Raw genomic sequence first — 15,660 nt, 5'->3', positions numbered from 1 at the left:
GCCGGCGGCATCAATACACGTCGTGCTGCGTGTTGTTGACGTTGAAGTGACCCGTGGGCGTGATGAGGCGCGGGTCCTTGATCACGGCCTTGAGCTTGAGCGTTTTGTCGTCCACGACCACCAGGGCAGACGCCTTGTCCTTGGCAGACCACACCGCAAACCACACTTCGTCGCCGTTCTTGTTGAATTCGGGCTGCACGACGCGCTTGGCACCGCCGTCGTCGGGCAGGCCGGCCCACTCGGCGATCGGCAGCACGGTGTAGCCCTTGTCGAGGGCGTTGATGTCGAACACCACGACCGACTGCGACAGCTTGGTGTCGGGGTTCAGCGGGGCGTCCGAGTACAGGTGCTTGGACTTGGGGTGGCTCTTGATGAACAGCGCGCCGCCACCCGGGCCCTTGAGCTTGGCAACCTCCTTGAAGGCGTACTGCTTGTGCTTCTTGGGGTCGGTGCCGATCAGCGAGATGGTTTCATCGCCCAGGTGGCCGGTGGCCCAGACGGGACCGAACTGGGGGTGGATGAAGTTGGCGCCCCGGCCGGGGTGCGGGATCTTGCCCACTTCCACCAGGCCGGCGAGCTTGCCGTCCTTGGCGTCGATCGCAGCGATCTTGTTGCTGTTGTTGGCGGCCACCATGAAGTAGCGCTTGGACGAGTCCCAGCCGCCGTCGTGCAGGAAGCGCGCCGAGCCGATTTCGGTTGTCTTGAGCGATTCGAGGTTGGAGTAGTCCACCATCAGCGTCTGGCCCGTTTCCTTGACGTTGACGATGAATTCGGGCTTGTAGTGCGAGGCCACGATGGCGGCCACGCGCGGCTCGGGGTGGTACTCCTGCGTATCGACGGTCATGCCGCGCGTGGAGACGATCTTCTTGGGCTCGAGCGTGTCGCCGTCCATGATCACGTACTGAGGCGGCCAGTAGGCGCCGGCAATGGCGAGCTTGTCCTCGAAGCCCTTGAACTTGGAGGTGTCGACCGAGCGCGCTTCCAGGCCGATGCGGATCTCGGCCACGTTGTCGGGCTTGGGCAGCCACAGGTCGATCATGTTGACGCGGCCGTCGCGGCCGATCACGAACAGGTAGCGGCCGGACGCCGAGGTGCGCGTGATGTGCACCGCATAGCCGGTCTTGACGATGTTGATGATCTGCTTGGTGTCGCCGTCGATCAGTGCCACCTCGCCGGTGTCGCGCAGCGTCGTCGAGAAGATGTTGGCGATGTTGTAGCTGTTCATCTTCTTGGTGGGCCGGTCCTTGGGCGCCACCGAGACCTTCCAGGTCTTCTTCATGTCCGCCATGCTCCACTCGGGCGGCTGGGGCGGATCTTGCTGGATGTAGCGGGCCATCATGTCCACGTCCGCCTCGGTCATCTCACCCGAGGTCTGCCAGTTGGGCATGCCGGCGGGGGAGCCGTAGGCGATGAACACCTTGAGGTAATCCGTGCCCTTGGCCAGCGTCAGGTCGGGCGTGAGCGGCTTGCCGGTGGCCCCCTTGCGCAGCACGCCGTGGCAGCCGGCGCAGCGCTCGAAATAGGTCTGCCGGGCCTTGTCGAACTCGGCCTGCGTCATCTTGGGCGCCTTGGGGTTCGTGCTCTGGTACATCGGCTCGTCTGCCAGGGGCGAAGAGCCGGCCTGGTAATTCATTTCTGCGGGCGTCACGCCCTCGGCCTTGTGTTGCGCCCAGGCTGTCAACGCCAGTGTGGTCATTGCCAGGGCAGCAATGCGCGCCAGCTTGCGGGTTGTCATGAAAAGACTCCTAGTGGTGCCGCCGCCCGAATTGCCTCGCCCGCGTGGGGAGCGCCCGCCGCGGGCTGCGACGATGCGGTGCCAGCGGGTCAATGGCATTATTCCCAGGAGGTGTAGGGGTATTGTTTGACCTGGAGCAAAGGGCCATCCGATATGACCTTTTAACGACAGTGCAGGTGCTGCGGTCCCGCCCGGCCGTGGCGCGCAGTTGGCGGAGGAACCGAATTACCCGGCCACCACGTGGCATTCGCGGCGCAGCAGCGCCAGCGCTTCCTGCTGCGCGCCCACGCGGTCGCTGCACAGCGTTGCCTGCGACTCCTGCACGAAGCTGCTCCACAGGGCCAGGTAGCTGTCCGCCCAGGCCTGCGGCGCATGCTGGCGGATGAAGGCGGTGGCGCGCTCGGCGTCGAAGCCGCTCCTGTCGATCTTGCGCAGCAGCGCCGTGGCGCTTTTTTCCGTGAGCAATGTTTTCTTGGGCATACCCGCAGCCAGGCAGACGAACAGCGTGAGCAGCGCATGCTCGTCTTGGCGGCCCTCGGTGGCCTTGTCCCAGGTCTTGCTGGCGGGCGCCGGTGCTTCGTCCAGCCCATCGGCACCGTCCAGGGCGGCGCCTTCGGCCAGTGCGCGCTCGTAGTCGTCCACGTCGGCCAGCGGATCGTCCTGCAGGAAGTAGCGCGCGCGCAGACGGCCCAGGGGGCGCAGCAGTGCGCGCTGCTGCTTGTCGCTGCTGGCCAGCAGCAGCGCGCAGTCGGCGCGCACCGCCTCGCACTGCGCCTGCACCAACGCGTGCCAGGGCGCGGGCAGCTGCGGCGGCAAAGCCACCGCGGGCGCCGCAAGCGCCGCGCCGGCAGCGCGCTTGCGCTGCGCCGCCAGGGCCTTTTCGAGCGCCGCCGCAGTGGGCCAGCCCGTGGACCGGGGCGCGAGGGCGCGCCACAGCAGCGCGGTGCGGATGACGGACTCGGCGTCGGTGCCGGCCTCTTCCAGGTCGCCGGCGTCGAGCTGGCAGCGCGCGGCAAGCCACAGCGCCGCGCCCACGGCCTCGGCAATTTCGCTGCGGCGGGCCAGTTCGGCGCGGTAGTCGGCATGGCTGCGCAGCGACCAGATCGCCAGCAGCGGCGTCTGCGCCTCGGCATGGCCGACCATGCCGAAGTGGCTGCTCTCGGGCATGGCAATCAGGCGCTTGAGCATGTCGGAGCCGCTTTTGGAGCGCGACAGGAACGAGTGCTCGCGCAGTGCCTCGGCGGCCTGCTGCAGGTCGCCGCCGCTGCTCTCCTGCAGGCACAGGCTGACCAGGCTGACCATGCGCTCGCGTGCCTTTTCCAGCTCGGGCCGCAGGAATTCGCTGCCAAAATAGCGCGCGATCTGCACCATGCCCTTGGGCGCGTCGGCGTCGATGGCAGCCAGCTTGGCCGCGTCGATGATGCCGTGCTGCACGCCATAGGCCAAGGCTTTTTCAAAGTACGGGCGGGCGTCGTGCAGCGACAGCGCCGAGGCGGAAGGTGTCGTGTCCATCGCGCTAGATCGCCGATTCCTCGTCGGACGTGCGCGCCGCCGGCGTGGCCTTGCCGCGGTCGGTGTCGCTGGTCTCGAACTTGCCGTCGTCCTCTTCGGCGTGCTCGTCGCCCTCGTCCAGGCCCAGATCGTGGGCGCGGGCCTTGGCCCGCAGCACCAGCAGCATCTCGATGAACAGGTCGCGGCATTCGTAGCGCAGCAGCCAGGCCAGCTGCATCCAGTCGCGGTCGGCGACCTCGTCCTGTTCGACGCGGGGGCGCACATAGGCAGAGGCCAGCAGTTCGTCGTCGCTCAGCATCAGTCCATAGTCTTCGGTCGCATCGAAGGTCCCGGTGCGCGCAAAGGCCTCGATGCGGCTCCACTTCTCGGTGAAATAGTTGGCCAGGGCTTCGCTGCCGCCTTCGAGGTCGCCAATGGCGTTGAGGAACTCGACGGTGTCGGCACCGTCGCGGAAGACCACGGCGTTGACCATGCTGCGCAGGTGCGTGTGCGTGAGGTCCTTGTATTGCTTCTCCAGCACCATGGCGCGCGCGAACTGCTCGGGCGTGACCAGCAGGTTGACAACGGACTCTTTCGAGTCGTCGTACTCGCGCATCACGGCCAGCACGTCCTTGGGCGCGAGCTGGTCGAGCACCACCATCAGGGCGCGGTCGCCCTCGGTGTCGGCCAGTTCGGATAGGGCCGCCTCGGCGCCCACGATGTCGCCTGCGGCGATCAGGCTGGTGGTTTGGGTGATCAGTGCCAGGTGGTTCATGTCAGTCCTTGCGCTCGAAGCCCTGCTCGGCCAGCCAGTCGGCGCTGGCCTCCTCGCGGCTGCGGCTGGTGTGCGGGTCGCGCGCGTCGTCGGCGCTCAGGGCGCTGAAGTCGTCGTCGTGCTCGGCGGCCTCTTCGTCGGCATCGTCCCCGTCGTCGTCGGCGCCGGCGGCCACCGGCGCCATGCGGGCCTGCTGGTGCAGGTATTCCAGCGCGGCGGCCACGGTCATGAAGCTGGCGCCCTGCGGTTCGCGCAGCACGGTCTGCGCCAGGCTGGCGGCCCAGGGTTCCAGGGTGACCGCGTGCCCCAGGCTGTGCCAGTCGGGCAGCTTGTCGGCGTGCAGGCCGAGCACCTGCTCCATGGCCGCAGGCTTGCCGAAGCGAAAGCCCTGGTGGAAGACCACAGCCACCATCTCGGGGCTGAACTCCATCATTTGCACCAGGAAGCCGATTTCGCTGCGCTTTTGCGCCAGGCGCTTGCGCAGCACGTCCTTGCCTTCGGAGTCGGAGATCAGGTCGTCGAGCTCGGCCTGGTAGGCCTTGCGCAGGTCATAAAAGTAGGGGGACAGTTTCACGAGGGAAGAAAACTCTTTGTGTAGTTGTGCCAGATTTCCCGCGCTGTCTCGAGCGGGTCGTCGAGCAGGTTGCGGCGGCGGTTGTCGTCGTAGGCGGTGCGCAGCGCATCGTCCGACAGCACTTCGTAGGCCTTCTGCACCGCGCGGAAACGCTCGGCAGCGTCCGCCGCCGGGTTCCTGTCGGGGTGGTAGAACGACGCCTTCTGGCGAAAGGCCTTCTTGATGTCGGCCAGCGATGCATGGGCGCCCAGCCCGAGGGCGGTGTAGTGGTCTGTCATGGAGCAGTGGGCACGGCAGGCGTCAATCCGTCAGCCCCACGAACACGTTTTGCACGTCGTCGTTGGCGTCGATGGCGGCGAGGAAGGCTTCCACCTCTTCGAGGTGCTCAGCGCTCAGGCTCGCCGCGCTGATGGGGTTCTTAGCCTTGTAGCCGAGCTTGGCCGACAGCACGGTGAAGCCCTGGGCGGGCAGTGCGCGGCTCACCACTTCGAGGTCGCTAGGGTCGGTCAGGAACAGCGTGCTGCCCTCTTCCTCACCGGGCTCGAAGTCTTGCGCGCCGGCCTCGATGGCGGCCAGCTCCGGGTCGGCGCCCGCGGCGGCAGGCTCGGCTTCGATCATGCCCACATGGTTGAAGTCCCAGGCCACAGCGCTCATCTGGCCCTTGCGGAACAGCACGCGCATTTCCGGCGCGGTGCGTTTCACGTTGTCCGTCAGGCACTCGACCATCACCGGCACCTGATGCGGCGCAAAACCTTCATAGATCACGTGCTCGAGATGGACGGCGTCGGCGCCCGTGCCCGAGCCCTTCTTGATGGCGCGCTCAAGCGTTTCCTTGGGCATCGAGACCTTGCGGGCCTGCTCCAGCACCAGGCGCAGGCGTGAGTTGCCGGCGGGATCGGCGCCACCGCGCGCGGCGACCATGATTTCCTTGGCCAGCTTGCCAAACAGCTTGCCTCTGGCATCTGCGGCCTGTGCTTTACCTTTTGCTTTCCACTGGGCGCCCATGGCGGATGTTCCTTGGTGTTGCGGCGCACCAAGGCGCCTGGCGGGGTTGGATGGAACGGCGTGCAGAGGCGCCTTGCAGGCAAAACGCGGTGCACAGCCGAACCTTGTAGAGTACCACCATGGCTCCGCCGAGCCGGCGGTGTGTCCTTTGGCGAGAATGCCGGCACTTTCCCTTCCTGTCACCCAACCCGACGGAGTCTTCTTGCTCAACACCCTGTGGCTGGGTTTTTTCATCACCGCCGCCCTCGCCGCCCTCGCCCAATGGCTGCTGGGCGGCAACGCCCAGATCTTCGCCGCCATGGTGGAGGCGCTGTTTGCCATGGCCCGGCTGTCGGTCGAGGTGATGGTACTGCTGTTCGGCACGCTCACGCTGTGGCTGGGCTTTTTGCGCATTGCCGAGCGCGCCGGCATCGTGGATGCGCTCGCGCGCTGGCTGGCGCCACTGTTCCGGCGGCTGATGCCGGACGTGCCCAGCGGCCACCCGGCGCTGGGCCTGATGACGCTGAACTTTGCGGCCAACGCGCTGGGGCTCGACAACGCGGCCACGCCCATGGGCCTCAAAGCCATGCGGGCGCTGCAGGAGCTCAACCCCCGGCCCGACACCGCCACCAACGCGCAGATCCTGTTCCTGGTGCTCAACGCCTCGTCGCTCACGCTGCTGCCCGTGAGCATCTTCATGTACCGCCTGCAGCAGGGCGCGCCCGACCCGACGCTGGTGTTCCTGCCGATCCTGCTGGCCACGTCGGCGTCGACCCTGGCGGGGCTGCTGAGCGTGGCGCTGGTGCAGCGCCTGCCGCTTTGGAGCCCGGTGGTGCTGGCCTACCTGCTGCCGGTGGCGCTGGGGCTCGCCGGCTTCATGGCGCTGCTGGCCTCGCTGAGCGCGGCGGCGCTGGCGGCGCTGTCTGCGCTGCTGGGCAACCTGACGCTGTTCGCGCTGGTGCTGCTGTTCGTCGGCGTGGGCGCGTGGCGGCGGGTGCCGGTGTACGAGGCCTTCATCGACGGCGCCAAGGAGGGTTTTGACGTCGCCCGCGGCCTGCTGCCCTACCTGGTGGCCATGCTGTGCGCAGTCGGCGTTTTCCGCGCCTCGGGCGCGCTTGGCTATGGGCTGGACGCCATCCGCTGGTGCGTGCAGTGGCTGGGCATGGACGCGCGCTTTGTCGATGCGCTGCCTACGGCGCTGGTCAAGCCGTTTTCGGGCAGCGCGGCGCGCGCCATGCTGATCGAAACCATGCAAAGCCAGGGCGTGGACAGCTTTGCCGCGCTGGCCGCCGCCACGGTGCAGGGCAGCACCGAGACCACGTTCTATGTGCTGGCGGTGTACTTTGGCGCCGTCGGCGTGCAGCGCGCGCGCCACGCGGTGGGGTGCGCGCTGCTGGCCGAGCTGGCGGGCGTCGTGGCCGCCATCGCGGTGTGCTACCGCTTCTTTGGCTGACATTCAAAGCCAAATCGGCCTGCAACCCTTAACCGTAAAGCGCAAGCAGCTCTCTATTCGATAGCACACTGGCGCCCGCGCGGACGCTGGCGGTCAGCGCTCGGGCGCGATCGCGTCGGCCCAGTCGTAGAGCGCGCCCAGAATCTCTTCGGCACGCTCGTCGGCGGTTTCGGAGAGCTGGTCGATTTCGCTGAACAGCTGCTCCACGGTGCGCGCGCCGCCGGCGCCGTCGAACAGGCGCGCCGCGCGGTGCGCATCCCAACGCTCGACCTCCTCGGGCGAGAGGGTCGCGGCAAAGTTGCGCGCACGGTAGCGGAACAGCAGCTCGGTCAGGCGCGGATCGTCGAAGCCCGTGCGTGCGCGCGCGAGCTGCTCGCCGGACAGTGCGCGCAGCTCATTGAGGCGGCGGCGGTCGTTGTTGCCGACGAAGCCGCCGTACAGGTCCTGTTCCACATCGGGCGCCCCGCCCTCGTCTTTCGGGCGGGCGAACACGGCGGGCCAGATCGCGCTCATGTCGGGCAGGTCGCGGGCCGCCTGCGCGTGCGCCATCGCCTGGTCCATGTCCAGGCCCCAGCGCTGCGCGAGGGCGGGCGTGAGCGTGTTGAGGTTGCCCACCACCATGGGCGACTTGTTCAGGTGCACGGTCTTGATGGGCAGGCGCGCAACGCCTTCGGGCAGATCCGCCGAGCGCGTGAACATGCGCAGGCGCAGCGTGTCGGTGTCGAGCGTGGCCAGTTCGCGCGGGTCGTGCGCCAGGTCCCAGGCGATGATCTCGTTCTTGTTGGTCGGGTGGCTGGCCAGCGGCCACATCACGGCGAGGCACCCGCGCTCGGCGGGGAACATGCCCGACACGTGCAGAAAAGGCCGCGCCGTCAGCGCCGTGGCGGGCAGGCGCAGCTCGGCGGCGACGCGGTCCTTCTTGTGCAGGCCGAGCGCAAAGTCGAACAGCTTGGCGTTGTGCTGGCGCACCAGCCGCGCCAGCGCAATGGTGGCGCGCACGTCGGAGAGCGCATCGTGCGCGGCCTCGTGCAGCAGGCCGTTGGCGCGGCTCAGGTCTTCGAGCCTGAAGCTCGGCGTGCCGTCCTCCTTGGTCGGCCAGGCGATGCCGTCGGGCCGCAGCGCGTAGGCCATGCGCACCACATCAAGCAGATCCCAGCGGCCGCACTGGTTCTGCCATTCGCGTGCATAGGGGTCGATGAGGTTGCGCCAGAACATGAAGCGCGTGATCTCGTCGTCAAAGCGCAGGGTGTTGTAGCCCACGCCGATGGTGCCCGGCTGCGCCATCTCGGCCTCGATGCGGGCGGCGAACTCGCGTTCGGAGACGCCGCGGTCCCAGGCGATCTGCGGCGTGATGCCGGTGATCAGGCACGACTGCGGGTCCGGAAGGTAGTCGTTCGCGGGCTGGCAATACAGCATCAGCGGCGCGCCGATCTCGTTGAGATCGGCATCGGTGCGGATGGCGGCGAACTGCGCCGGCCGGTCGCGCCGGGTGTCGGCGCCAAAGGTTTCGTAGTCGTGCCAGAGAAAGGTGTGTGGGGACATGGCGCGGCGCCAAGGCGCTCTCAAACAGCAATGGGCCGAATGTAACCGCAGGCGCGGCATCCGACCCGAATGTGGGTGTTTTTGGCCTCCAGCGCTTACCCATCCAGCGCTGGCAGCTATGCTAAAAATAGCAACAAAAAAGCCAGCAACCGAAGTTGCTGGCCCTGGGCGCGCAGCCCCCGCGCGCCGGTGGCGCCGCCGTCAATCGGCCGTGGCCTCTTCGGGCTCGGCCGGCTCGGACTTGGCCGAGCGGTCCTTCTTGGGCAGCGGCTGGATGTCCAGCACCACCTCGGAGGTTTCCACGCCCTTGTCGTCGGTCTTAAGCTCGATGTCCACCGTCAGGCGCCCGCCGTCTTGCAGGCGGCCGAACAGCAGCTCGTCGGCCAGGGCACGGCGGATGGTGTCCTGGATCAGGCGCTGCATCGGCCGTGCGCCCATGAGCGGGTCGAACCCCTTCTTGGCCAGGTGCTTGCGCAGCTTGTCGGTGAAGGTAACCTCGACCTTCTTCTCGGCCAGCTGCTGCTCGAGCTGCAGCAGGAACTTGTCGACCACGCGCAGGATGACGTTCTCGTCGAGCGCCTTGAAGTTGACGATGGCATCGAGCCGGTTGCGGAACTCGGGCGTGAACAGGCGCTTGATGTCGGCCATCTCGTCGCCCGCCTGGCGCGGGTTGTTGAAGCCGATGGTTGCCTTGTTCATGGTCTCGGCGCCCGCGTTCGTCGTCATGATGATGATGACGTTGCGGAAGTCGGCCTTGCGCCCGTTGTTGTCCGTCAGCGTGCCGTGGTCCATCACCTGCAGCAGCACGTTGAAGATGTCCGGGTGCGCCTTCTCGATCTCGTCGAGCAGCAGCACGGCGTGCGGCTTTTTGGTGATGGCCTCGGTCAGCAGGCCCCCCTGGTCAAAGCCCACATAGCCGGGTGGCGCGCCGATCAGGCGGCTCACGGCATGGCGCTCCATGTACTCGGACATGTCGAAGCGGATCAGCTCGATGCCCAGGATGTAGGCCAGCTGCTTGGCGGCTTCGGTCTTGCCCACGCCGGTGGGGCCCGAAAACAGGAAGGAGCCGATCGGCTTGTCGCCCTTGCCCAGGCCTGAGCGCGCCATCTTGACGGCGGACGCGAGCACGTCCAGCGCCTTGTCCTGGCCGAACACCACGCTCTTCAGATCGCGCTCGAGCACCTGCAGCTTGCCGCGGTCGTCGTTAGAGACGTTGGCCGGGGGAATGCGGGCGATCTTTGCCACGATTTCCTCGATTTCGGTCTTGCCAATGGTCTTCTTGCGCTTGCTGGGCACCAGGATGCGCTGGGCCGCGCCCGCCTCGTCGATCACGTCGATGGCCTTGTCGGGCAGGTGGCGGTCGTTGATGTACTTGGCGCTGAGCTCGGCTGCAGCCTGCAGCGCGGCAGCGGCGTACTTGACGCTGTGGTGCTCTTCGAAGCGCGACTTCAGGCCCTTCAGGATGTCGATGGTCTCGGCGACGGTCGGCTCGACCACGTCCACCTTCTGGAAGCGCCGCGACAGCGCTGCGTCTTTTTCGAAGATGCCGCGGTATTCGGTGAACGTGGTGGCGCCGATGCATTTGAGCGCGCCGCTCGAGAGCGCCGGTTTGAGCAGGTTGGACGCATCGAGCGTGCCGCCCGAAGCAGCGCCTGCGCCGATCAGCGTGTGGATCTCATCGATGAACAGGATGGCATTGGGCTTGTCCTTGAGCGACTTGAGCACGCCCTTGAGGCGCTGCTCGAAATCGCCGCGGTACTTGGTGCCGGCCAGCAGCGCGCCCATGTCGAGCGAGTAGACGACCGCCTCGGCCAGGATCTCGGGCACGTCCTTTTGCGTGATGCGCCAAGCCAGTCCCTCGGCGATCGCGGTCTTGCCCACGCCGGCCTCGCCGACCAACAGCGGGTTGTTCTTGCGCCGGCGGCACAGGATTTGAATGGTGCGCTCAACCTCGTAGTGGCGACCGATCAGCGGGTCGATCTTGCCGTCCTTGGCGAGCTGGTTGAGGTTCTGCGTGAACTGCTCGAGCGGCGAGGCCTTCTCGCTGCGCTCGCCGCCGCCGTCCTCACCCTCGGGCGCGGCATCCGAACCCTTGGACGGCTCTGGCGGCTCGCCCTTCTTGATGCCGTGGGCGATGAAATTGACCACGTCCAGCCGCGTCACGCCCTGCTGGTGCAGGTAGTAGACGGCATGCGAGTCCTTCTCGCCAAAAATCGCCACCAGCACGTTGGCGCCAGTAACTTCCTTCTTGCCATTGCCCGTGGACTGCACGTGCATGATGGCGCGCTGGATGACGCGCTGGAACCCCAGCGTGGGCTGCGTGTCGACCTCATCGGTACCGGCCACCTGCGGGGTGTTGTCCTTGATGAAGTTGGCGAGCGATGCACGCAAATCATCGATGTTGGCAGAGCATGCGCGCAGCACTTCGGCTGCGCTCGGGTTATCGAGCAGTGCAAGCAACAGATGCTCCACGGTGATGAACTCGTGGCGCTGCTGGCGGGCCTCTACAAAGGCCATGTGCAAGCTGACTTCCAGTTCCTGGGCAATCATGTGAACTCCTTTGTGCTTGCGGGGAAGGGATGACCGTACTTCGGGGTGGCGGGCCGGTTATTCAACGGGCTCGCTCACACATTGCAACGGATGGCCCGCCTTGTTGGCGGCATCCAGAACCTGGCCCACCTTGGTGGCGGCGATGTCGCGCGAATACACGCCACACACCCCTTTGCCGTCGAGATGGATCTTGAGCATGATTTGTGTCGCGGTTTCGCGGTCCTTGTTGAAAAACTCCTGCAGTACAACGATCACGAACTCCATGGGCGTGTAGTCGTCGTTGAGCATGAGCACCTGGTACATCTGGGGCGGCTTGGTTTTCTGCGCACGCCGCTCCAGCACGACCGAACCGCCGTCGTCCGGCGCAGGCCGTTGCACAGCCGGCGCGAGGGGGGATGAAGGGGGTTGTGTTGCCATGAAATTCATTCTAGCCATGCGCGCCGCACGGCGCTGTGAAAGGGAATCTGAGAAGCCGAGAGGGGTTCTTCCAGCGCCGCAACACCGCGCTGACGCTAGTCATAGACCACCGTCGCGACCCCGTCTCCGGCCTGCGCCGCCCAGGCCACCAAGGCGGCGTCGGTGGGGTAGGTGCGGTGGGCGTCGCCCAGCTGCAGCTCGGCGCTGGCAGCGCCGCCGGCACCGGTGCAGCGCACGCCCAGACGCACCTTGAGACCGTACTGGAGCGATTCGCCGTGCTCGGTCGATTCGCTGCGGCACGGGTGCTCGCGCAGCAGCCGGGGCACGTCCGGGGCCTTGGCGCCGACGCTCAAATACAGGTACTTGCCAAAACGGCAGCGCGCCGTGGCCAGGTCGTAGACCTGCTGCACGATGAAGCGCGCCTCGAAGCCGTTGCGCCCCGGCTGCAGGCGGCCGCTGGCAATGACCAGTTCGTCCTCCTTGAGCAGCTCGCGGTAGGTGTTGATGACGGCTTCGCTGGCCGAGGCCTCGACGCGTGCCGAGGTGTCGTCGAGCACAAAAATGCCTTGCTTACCGCGCATGCCGTTGACCACGCGGAAGTCGCTGACGATGCCGGCCACCGTCTGCGTTTCGCGGGTGTCGGCCAGGTCGCTGATGCGCGTGCGCACAAAGCGCCCGACTTCGCGCGCCACCTCGTCGAACAGGTGGCCCGAGAGGTAGAAACCGAGCGCGGGTTTTTCATAGGTCAAGCGCTCCTTCACCCCCCAGGGTGCCACGTCCACCAGGGCGGGCTCCTGGGTGCTGGAGCCATGGGCGTCCTCGCCCATCATGTCGAACAGGCCACCCTGGTTGGCGTTGGCAAGCGTGGCGGTGGCGAAGTCGAACGCCCGGTCGAGCGAGGCCGCGAGCGCTGCGCGGTTGAGGTGCAGCGCGTCGAACGCCCCCGCCTTGATCAGGGCGTCGACGGTGCGCTTGTTGAGCTTGCCGCGCTCCACGCGCACGCAGAAATCGAACAGGCTCTTGAACGGGCCACAGGTCGATCCGTGCGGCCCCTCGCCGCGCCCTTCGCGCGCCGCCACGATGGCCTCGATGGCGGCTTGGCCCGTGCCCTTGACGGCGCCCAGGCCGTAGCGGATCACCTTGTCGGAGACGGGCTCGAAACGGTAGTTGCCGCGGTTCACGTCCGGCGGCTCGAAGGTGATGCCAAAGTTCTTCTGCGCGTCTTCGAGCAGCAGCTTGAGCTTGTCCGTGTCGTCCATTTCCACGGTCATGTTGGCGCAGAAGAACTCGGCCGTGTAGTGCACCTTGAGCCAGCCCGTGTGGTAGGCCAGCAGCGAGTAGGCGGCGGCGTGCGACTTGTTGAAGCCGTAGCCGGCGAACTTCTCCATCAGGTCGAACACCTCGTCGGCCTTTTCGGTCGAGAGGCCGTTCTTGGCGGCACCCTCGCGGAAGATGGCGCGGTGCTCGGCCATCTCTTCGGCCTTCTTCTTGCCCATGGCACGGCGCAGCATGTCGGCGCCGCCCAGCGAGTAGCCGCCCAGGATCTGCGCGGTCTGCATGACCTGCTCCTGGTAGACCATGATGCCGTAGGTCTCCGAGAGCATGTCGGCCACCAGCGGGTGCGGGTATTCGACCGGTTCCTTGCCGTGCTTGCGGTTCACGAAGCTCGGGATCAGGTCCATGGGCCCTGGGCGGTACAGGGCATTGAGCGCAATCAGGTCTTCGAGCCGCGAAGGCCGCGCCTCCTTGAGCATGCCCTGCATGCCCCGGCTTTCAAACTGGAACACGGCCTCGGTCTTGCCTTCCGAGAACAGCCGGTAGGTGGCGACGTCGTCCAGGGCGATGTTCTCGAAAGCGAAGTTTTCCTGGCCCTTGTGGCGCTGCATGATGAATTCGCGCGCAATCTCCAGGATGGTGAGCGTTGCCAGGCCCAGAAAGTCGAACTTCACCAGGCCGATGGCCTCGACGTCGTCCTTGTCGTACTGGCTCACGGCCGATTCGCTGCCGGGCTGCTGGTAGAGCGGGCAAAAGTCGGTCAGCTTGCCCGGCGCGATCAGCACGCCGCCCGCGTGCATGCCGATGTTGCGCGTCATGCCTTCGAGCTTTTGCGCCATCTCGATGATGGTCTTGACGTCCTCTTCCTTGCGCACGCGCTCGTAGAGCATGGGCTCAAGCTCCAGCGCGTAGTTGTTCTTGTCCCCGTCCTCCTTCACTTCGGGCGGGTACTGCAGCGTATAGGACATGCCCGGCTTGCCGGGTACGAGCTTGGAGATGCCGTCGCAGAACGTGTAACTCATGTCCATCACGCGGCCCACGTCGCGGATGGCCGCCTTCGCGGCCATGGTGCCGAACGTGGCGATCTGGCTCACGGCCTCCTTGCCGTACTTGTCCTTCACGTAGTCGATCACGCGGTCGCGGTTGGTCTGGCAGAAGTCGATGTCGAAGTCGGGCATCGACACGCGCTCGGGGTTCAGGAAGCGCTCGAACAGCAGCTTGTATTCAAGCGGATCGAGGTCGGTGATCTTGAGCGCATAGGCCACCAGCGAGCCCGCGCCCGAGCCGCGCCCGGGGCCGACCGGGCAGCCGTTGGCCTTGGCCCACTGGATGAAATCGCCCACGATGAGGAAGTACCCAGGGAACCCCATCTTCAGGATGGTGTTGAGCTCGAATTCCAGGCGTTCGAGGTAGCGCGGACGCTGCTCGTTGCGCTTTGCCTCGTTCGGATAGAGGTGCAGCAGCCGGGCCTCCAGGCCTTCGTGCGAGACATGCCGGAAATACTCTTCCACCGAAAGCACTTTCCCGTCCACCGGCGGGATCGGGAAATTGGGCAGCTGCGGCTTGCCGAGCACCAGCGTGAGGTTGCAGCGCCGCGCAATCTCGACCGTGTTGGCGAGCGCGGTGGGCACGTCGGCAAACAGCGCCTGCATCTGCGCGCTCGACTTGAAGTACTGCTCGCGCGTGAAGCGGCGCACGCGGCGCTGGTTGCCCAGGATCTCGCCTTCGGCGATGCACACGCGCGCCTCGTGCGCCTCGTAGTCGTCTGCGGTCGCGAACTGCACGGGGTGCGTCGCGACGACCGGCAGGTTCAAGCGCGCGGCCAACTGCACCGCGGCCACCACATGGGCCTCGTCATCGGCCCGTCCGGCGCGCTGTATCTCCAGGTAAAAACGGTGAGGAAACAAGCCAGCCAGGCGCAGCGCCAGGCTGGCGGCGCCCGCATCGTCGCCGCGCACCAGCGCCTGGCCGACCGGCCCCGCCTGGGCTCCGGAGAGCACAATCAGGCCCTCGCTCAGCTCCTGCAACCAGGCCCAGGTGCATACGGCCTGACCCTTGGCGACATTGCGCGTCCAGGCGCGGGCCAGCAGCTCCGACAGATGCAAATATCCTTGCATGCCCTGGACCAGCAGCACGATGCGGGACGGGGCGGCCGAGCCCTCGCCTTCGACCAGGACTTCGGCCCCCAGGAGGGGCTTGATGCCTTTGGAACGCGCTTCCTTGTAGAACTTGATGGCGCCAAAGAGGTTGTTGAAATCGGTGATGGCCAGTGCGGGCTGGCCGTCTGCCGCTGCGGCCTTGGCCGTCTCATCGATGCGATTGGTCCCGTCGACGACGGAAAATTCGGTGTGCAGGCGCAGGTGAACAAACATGGCGCCATTGTAGAAAGGCGCAGGCAGGGCCAAGGCGTGCAAGGGCACCGCCCCTGCCGCGGCGGGTGCATTGCGCCCACCGCGCCGCCGCTACAATGGATTTCCCCGATGTGCCCACGCCCGCCCGCGTGGCACCAGGGACTTTCACCGGAATCCCATGCCTCTTACTGCCAGAAAGCTGCCTGCCATGCTGCGTGCGCCCCTTGCGACCTTTCCTGCCCTGCTGGTGGCCAGCCTGCTGGTGGCTGGCTGTTCCAGCACCCCAGAAGACAAGACCGCGGGCTGGACCACCGACCGCCTCTATTCCGAAGCGCGTGACGAGCTCGGCAGCGGCGGCTACGACAAGGCCGTTCCGCTGTTTGAAAAGCTCGAAGGGCGCGCCGCCGGTACACCCCTGGCGCAGCAGGCGCAGCTCGAAAAGGCCTACGCCCAGTACAAGGCGGGCGAAAAGGCCCAGGCCGTCGCCACGCTCGACCGTTTCATGAAACTGCA

Annotated in this window: 12 protein-coding genes; 2 read left to right on the top strand and 10 right to left on the bottom strand. The window is 66.5% G+C overall.

The window, feature by feature from the left end; all coding sequences use genetic code 11:
• Positions 1-10: 10 nt before the first annotated feature.
• The 6 genes from B2J89_RS07075 to B2J89_RS07050 form a co-directional block, all read right to left on the bottom strand.
• Positions 11-1,735 carry a nitrite reductase gene (locus B2J89_RS07075; protein ID WP_169168438.1) on the bottom strand — a complete coding sequence of 575 codons (1,725 nt, stop codon included), beginning with the start codon at positions 1,733-1,735 and terminating at the stop codon, positions 11-13.
• Between the two features lie 225 nt (positions 1,736-1,960).
• Positions 1,961-3,247 (bottom strand): hypothetical protein, encoded by a 1,287-nt coding sequence (locus tag B2J89_RS07070; RefSeq protein WP_169168437.1) that lies wholly within the window; start codon positions 3,245-3,247, stop codon positions 1,961-1,963.
• 4 nt (positions 3,248-3,251) lie between these two features.
• Positions 3,252-4,001: a hypothetical protein gene (locus B2J89_RS07065; protein WP_169168436.1), complete on the bottom strand. Its 750-nt coding sequence runs from the start codon at positions 3,999-4,001 to the stop codon at positions 3,252-3,254.
• 1 nt (position 4,002) lies between these two features.
• A complete protein-coding gene (locus tag B2J89_RS07060; RefSeq protein ID WP_169168435.1) occupies positions 4,003-4,575 on the bottom strand; it encodes a hypothetical protein in 573 nt (190 codons plus the stop codon).
• Positions 4,572-4,853, bottom strand: coding sequence for a DnaJ domain-containing protein (locus B2J89_RS07055; RefSeq protein ID WP_169168434.1), 282 nt, complete (start codon positions 4,851-4,853; stop codon positions 4,572-4,574). The genes B2J89_RS07060 and B2J89_RS07055 overlap by 4 nt, the downstream gene beginning before the upstream one ends.
• Positions 4,854-4,875: 22 nt before the next feature.
• A complete protein-coding gene (locus tag B2J89_RS07050) occupies positions 4,876-5,580 on the bottom strand; it encodes a YebC/PmpR family DNA-binding transcriptional regulator (RefSeq protein WP_169168433.1) in 705 nt (234 codons plus the stop codon).
• 202 nt (positions 5,581-5,782) lie between these two features.
• Here B2J89_RS07050 and B2J89_RS07045 point away from each other — a divergent pair, with 202 nt between their 5' ends.
• Positions 5,783-7,012: a nucleoside recognition domain-containing protein gene (locus B2J89_RS07045; RefSeq protein ID WP_169168432.1), complete on the top strand. Its 1,230-nt coding sequence runs from the start codon at positions 5,783-5,785 to the stop codon at positions 7,010-7,012.
• Between the two features lie 93 nt (positions 7,013-7,105).
• On the opposite strand, the gene sbcB is transcribed toward B2J89_RS07045, so the two are convergent.
• The 4 genes from sbcB to dnaE all read right to left on the bottom strand — a co-directional run bounded on the left by sbcB (position 7,106) and on the right by dnaE (position 15,168).
• The gene (sbcB, locus tag B2J89_RS07040) at positions 7,106-8,554 is read right to left on the bottom strand and encodes an exodeoxyribonuclease I (protein ID WP_169168431.1); all 1,449 of its coding nucleotides are present in this window, start codon (positions 8,552-8,554) and stop codon (positions 7,106-7,108) included.
• A 201-nt stretch (positions 8,555-8,755) separates the two neighbouring features.
• Positions 8,756-11,104 (bottom strand): ATP-dependent Clp protease ATP-binding subunit ClpA, encoded by a 2,349-nt coding sequence (gene clpA, locus B2J89_RS07035; RefSeq protein ID WP_169168430.1) that lies wholly within the window; start codon positions 11,102-11,104, stop codon positions 8,756-8,758.
• A 57-nt stretch (positions 11,105-11,161) separates the two neighbouring features.
• Positions 11,162-11,530 (bottom strand): ATP-dependent Clp protease adapter ClpS, encoded by a 369-nt coding sequence (clpS, locus tag B2J89_RS07030; RefSeq protein WP_169168429.1) that lies wholly within the window; start codon positions 11,528-11,530, stop codon positions 11,162-11,164.
• Between the two features lie 86 nt (positions 11,531-11,616).
• Positions 11,617-15,168 (bottom strand): DNA polymerase III subunit alpha, encoded by a 3,552-nt coding sequence (gene dnaE / locus B2J89_RS07025; RefSeq protein ID WP_169168428.1) that lies wholly within the window; start codon positions 15,166-15,168, stop codon positions 11,617-11,619.
• Between the two features lie 187 nt (positions 15,169-15,355).
• Between dnaE and bamD the strand changes: the two genes are divergently transcribed.
• A partial coding sequence (gene bamD, locus B2J89_RS22710; RefSeq protein WP_240964765.1) for an outer membrane protein assembly factor BamD occupies positions 15,356-15,660 on the top strand: 305 nt, incomplete at its 3' end.

This window comes from Acidovorax sp. SRB_24, assembly GCF_012931925.1.
The sequence above is the reverse complement of the archived record's forward strand: the minus strand, read 5'-3'. Positions and strand labels throughout refer to the sequence as shown.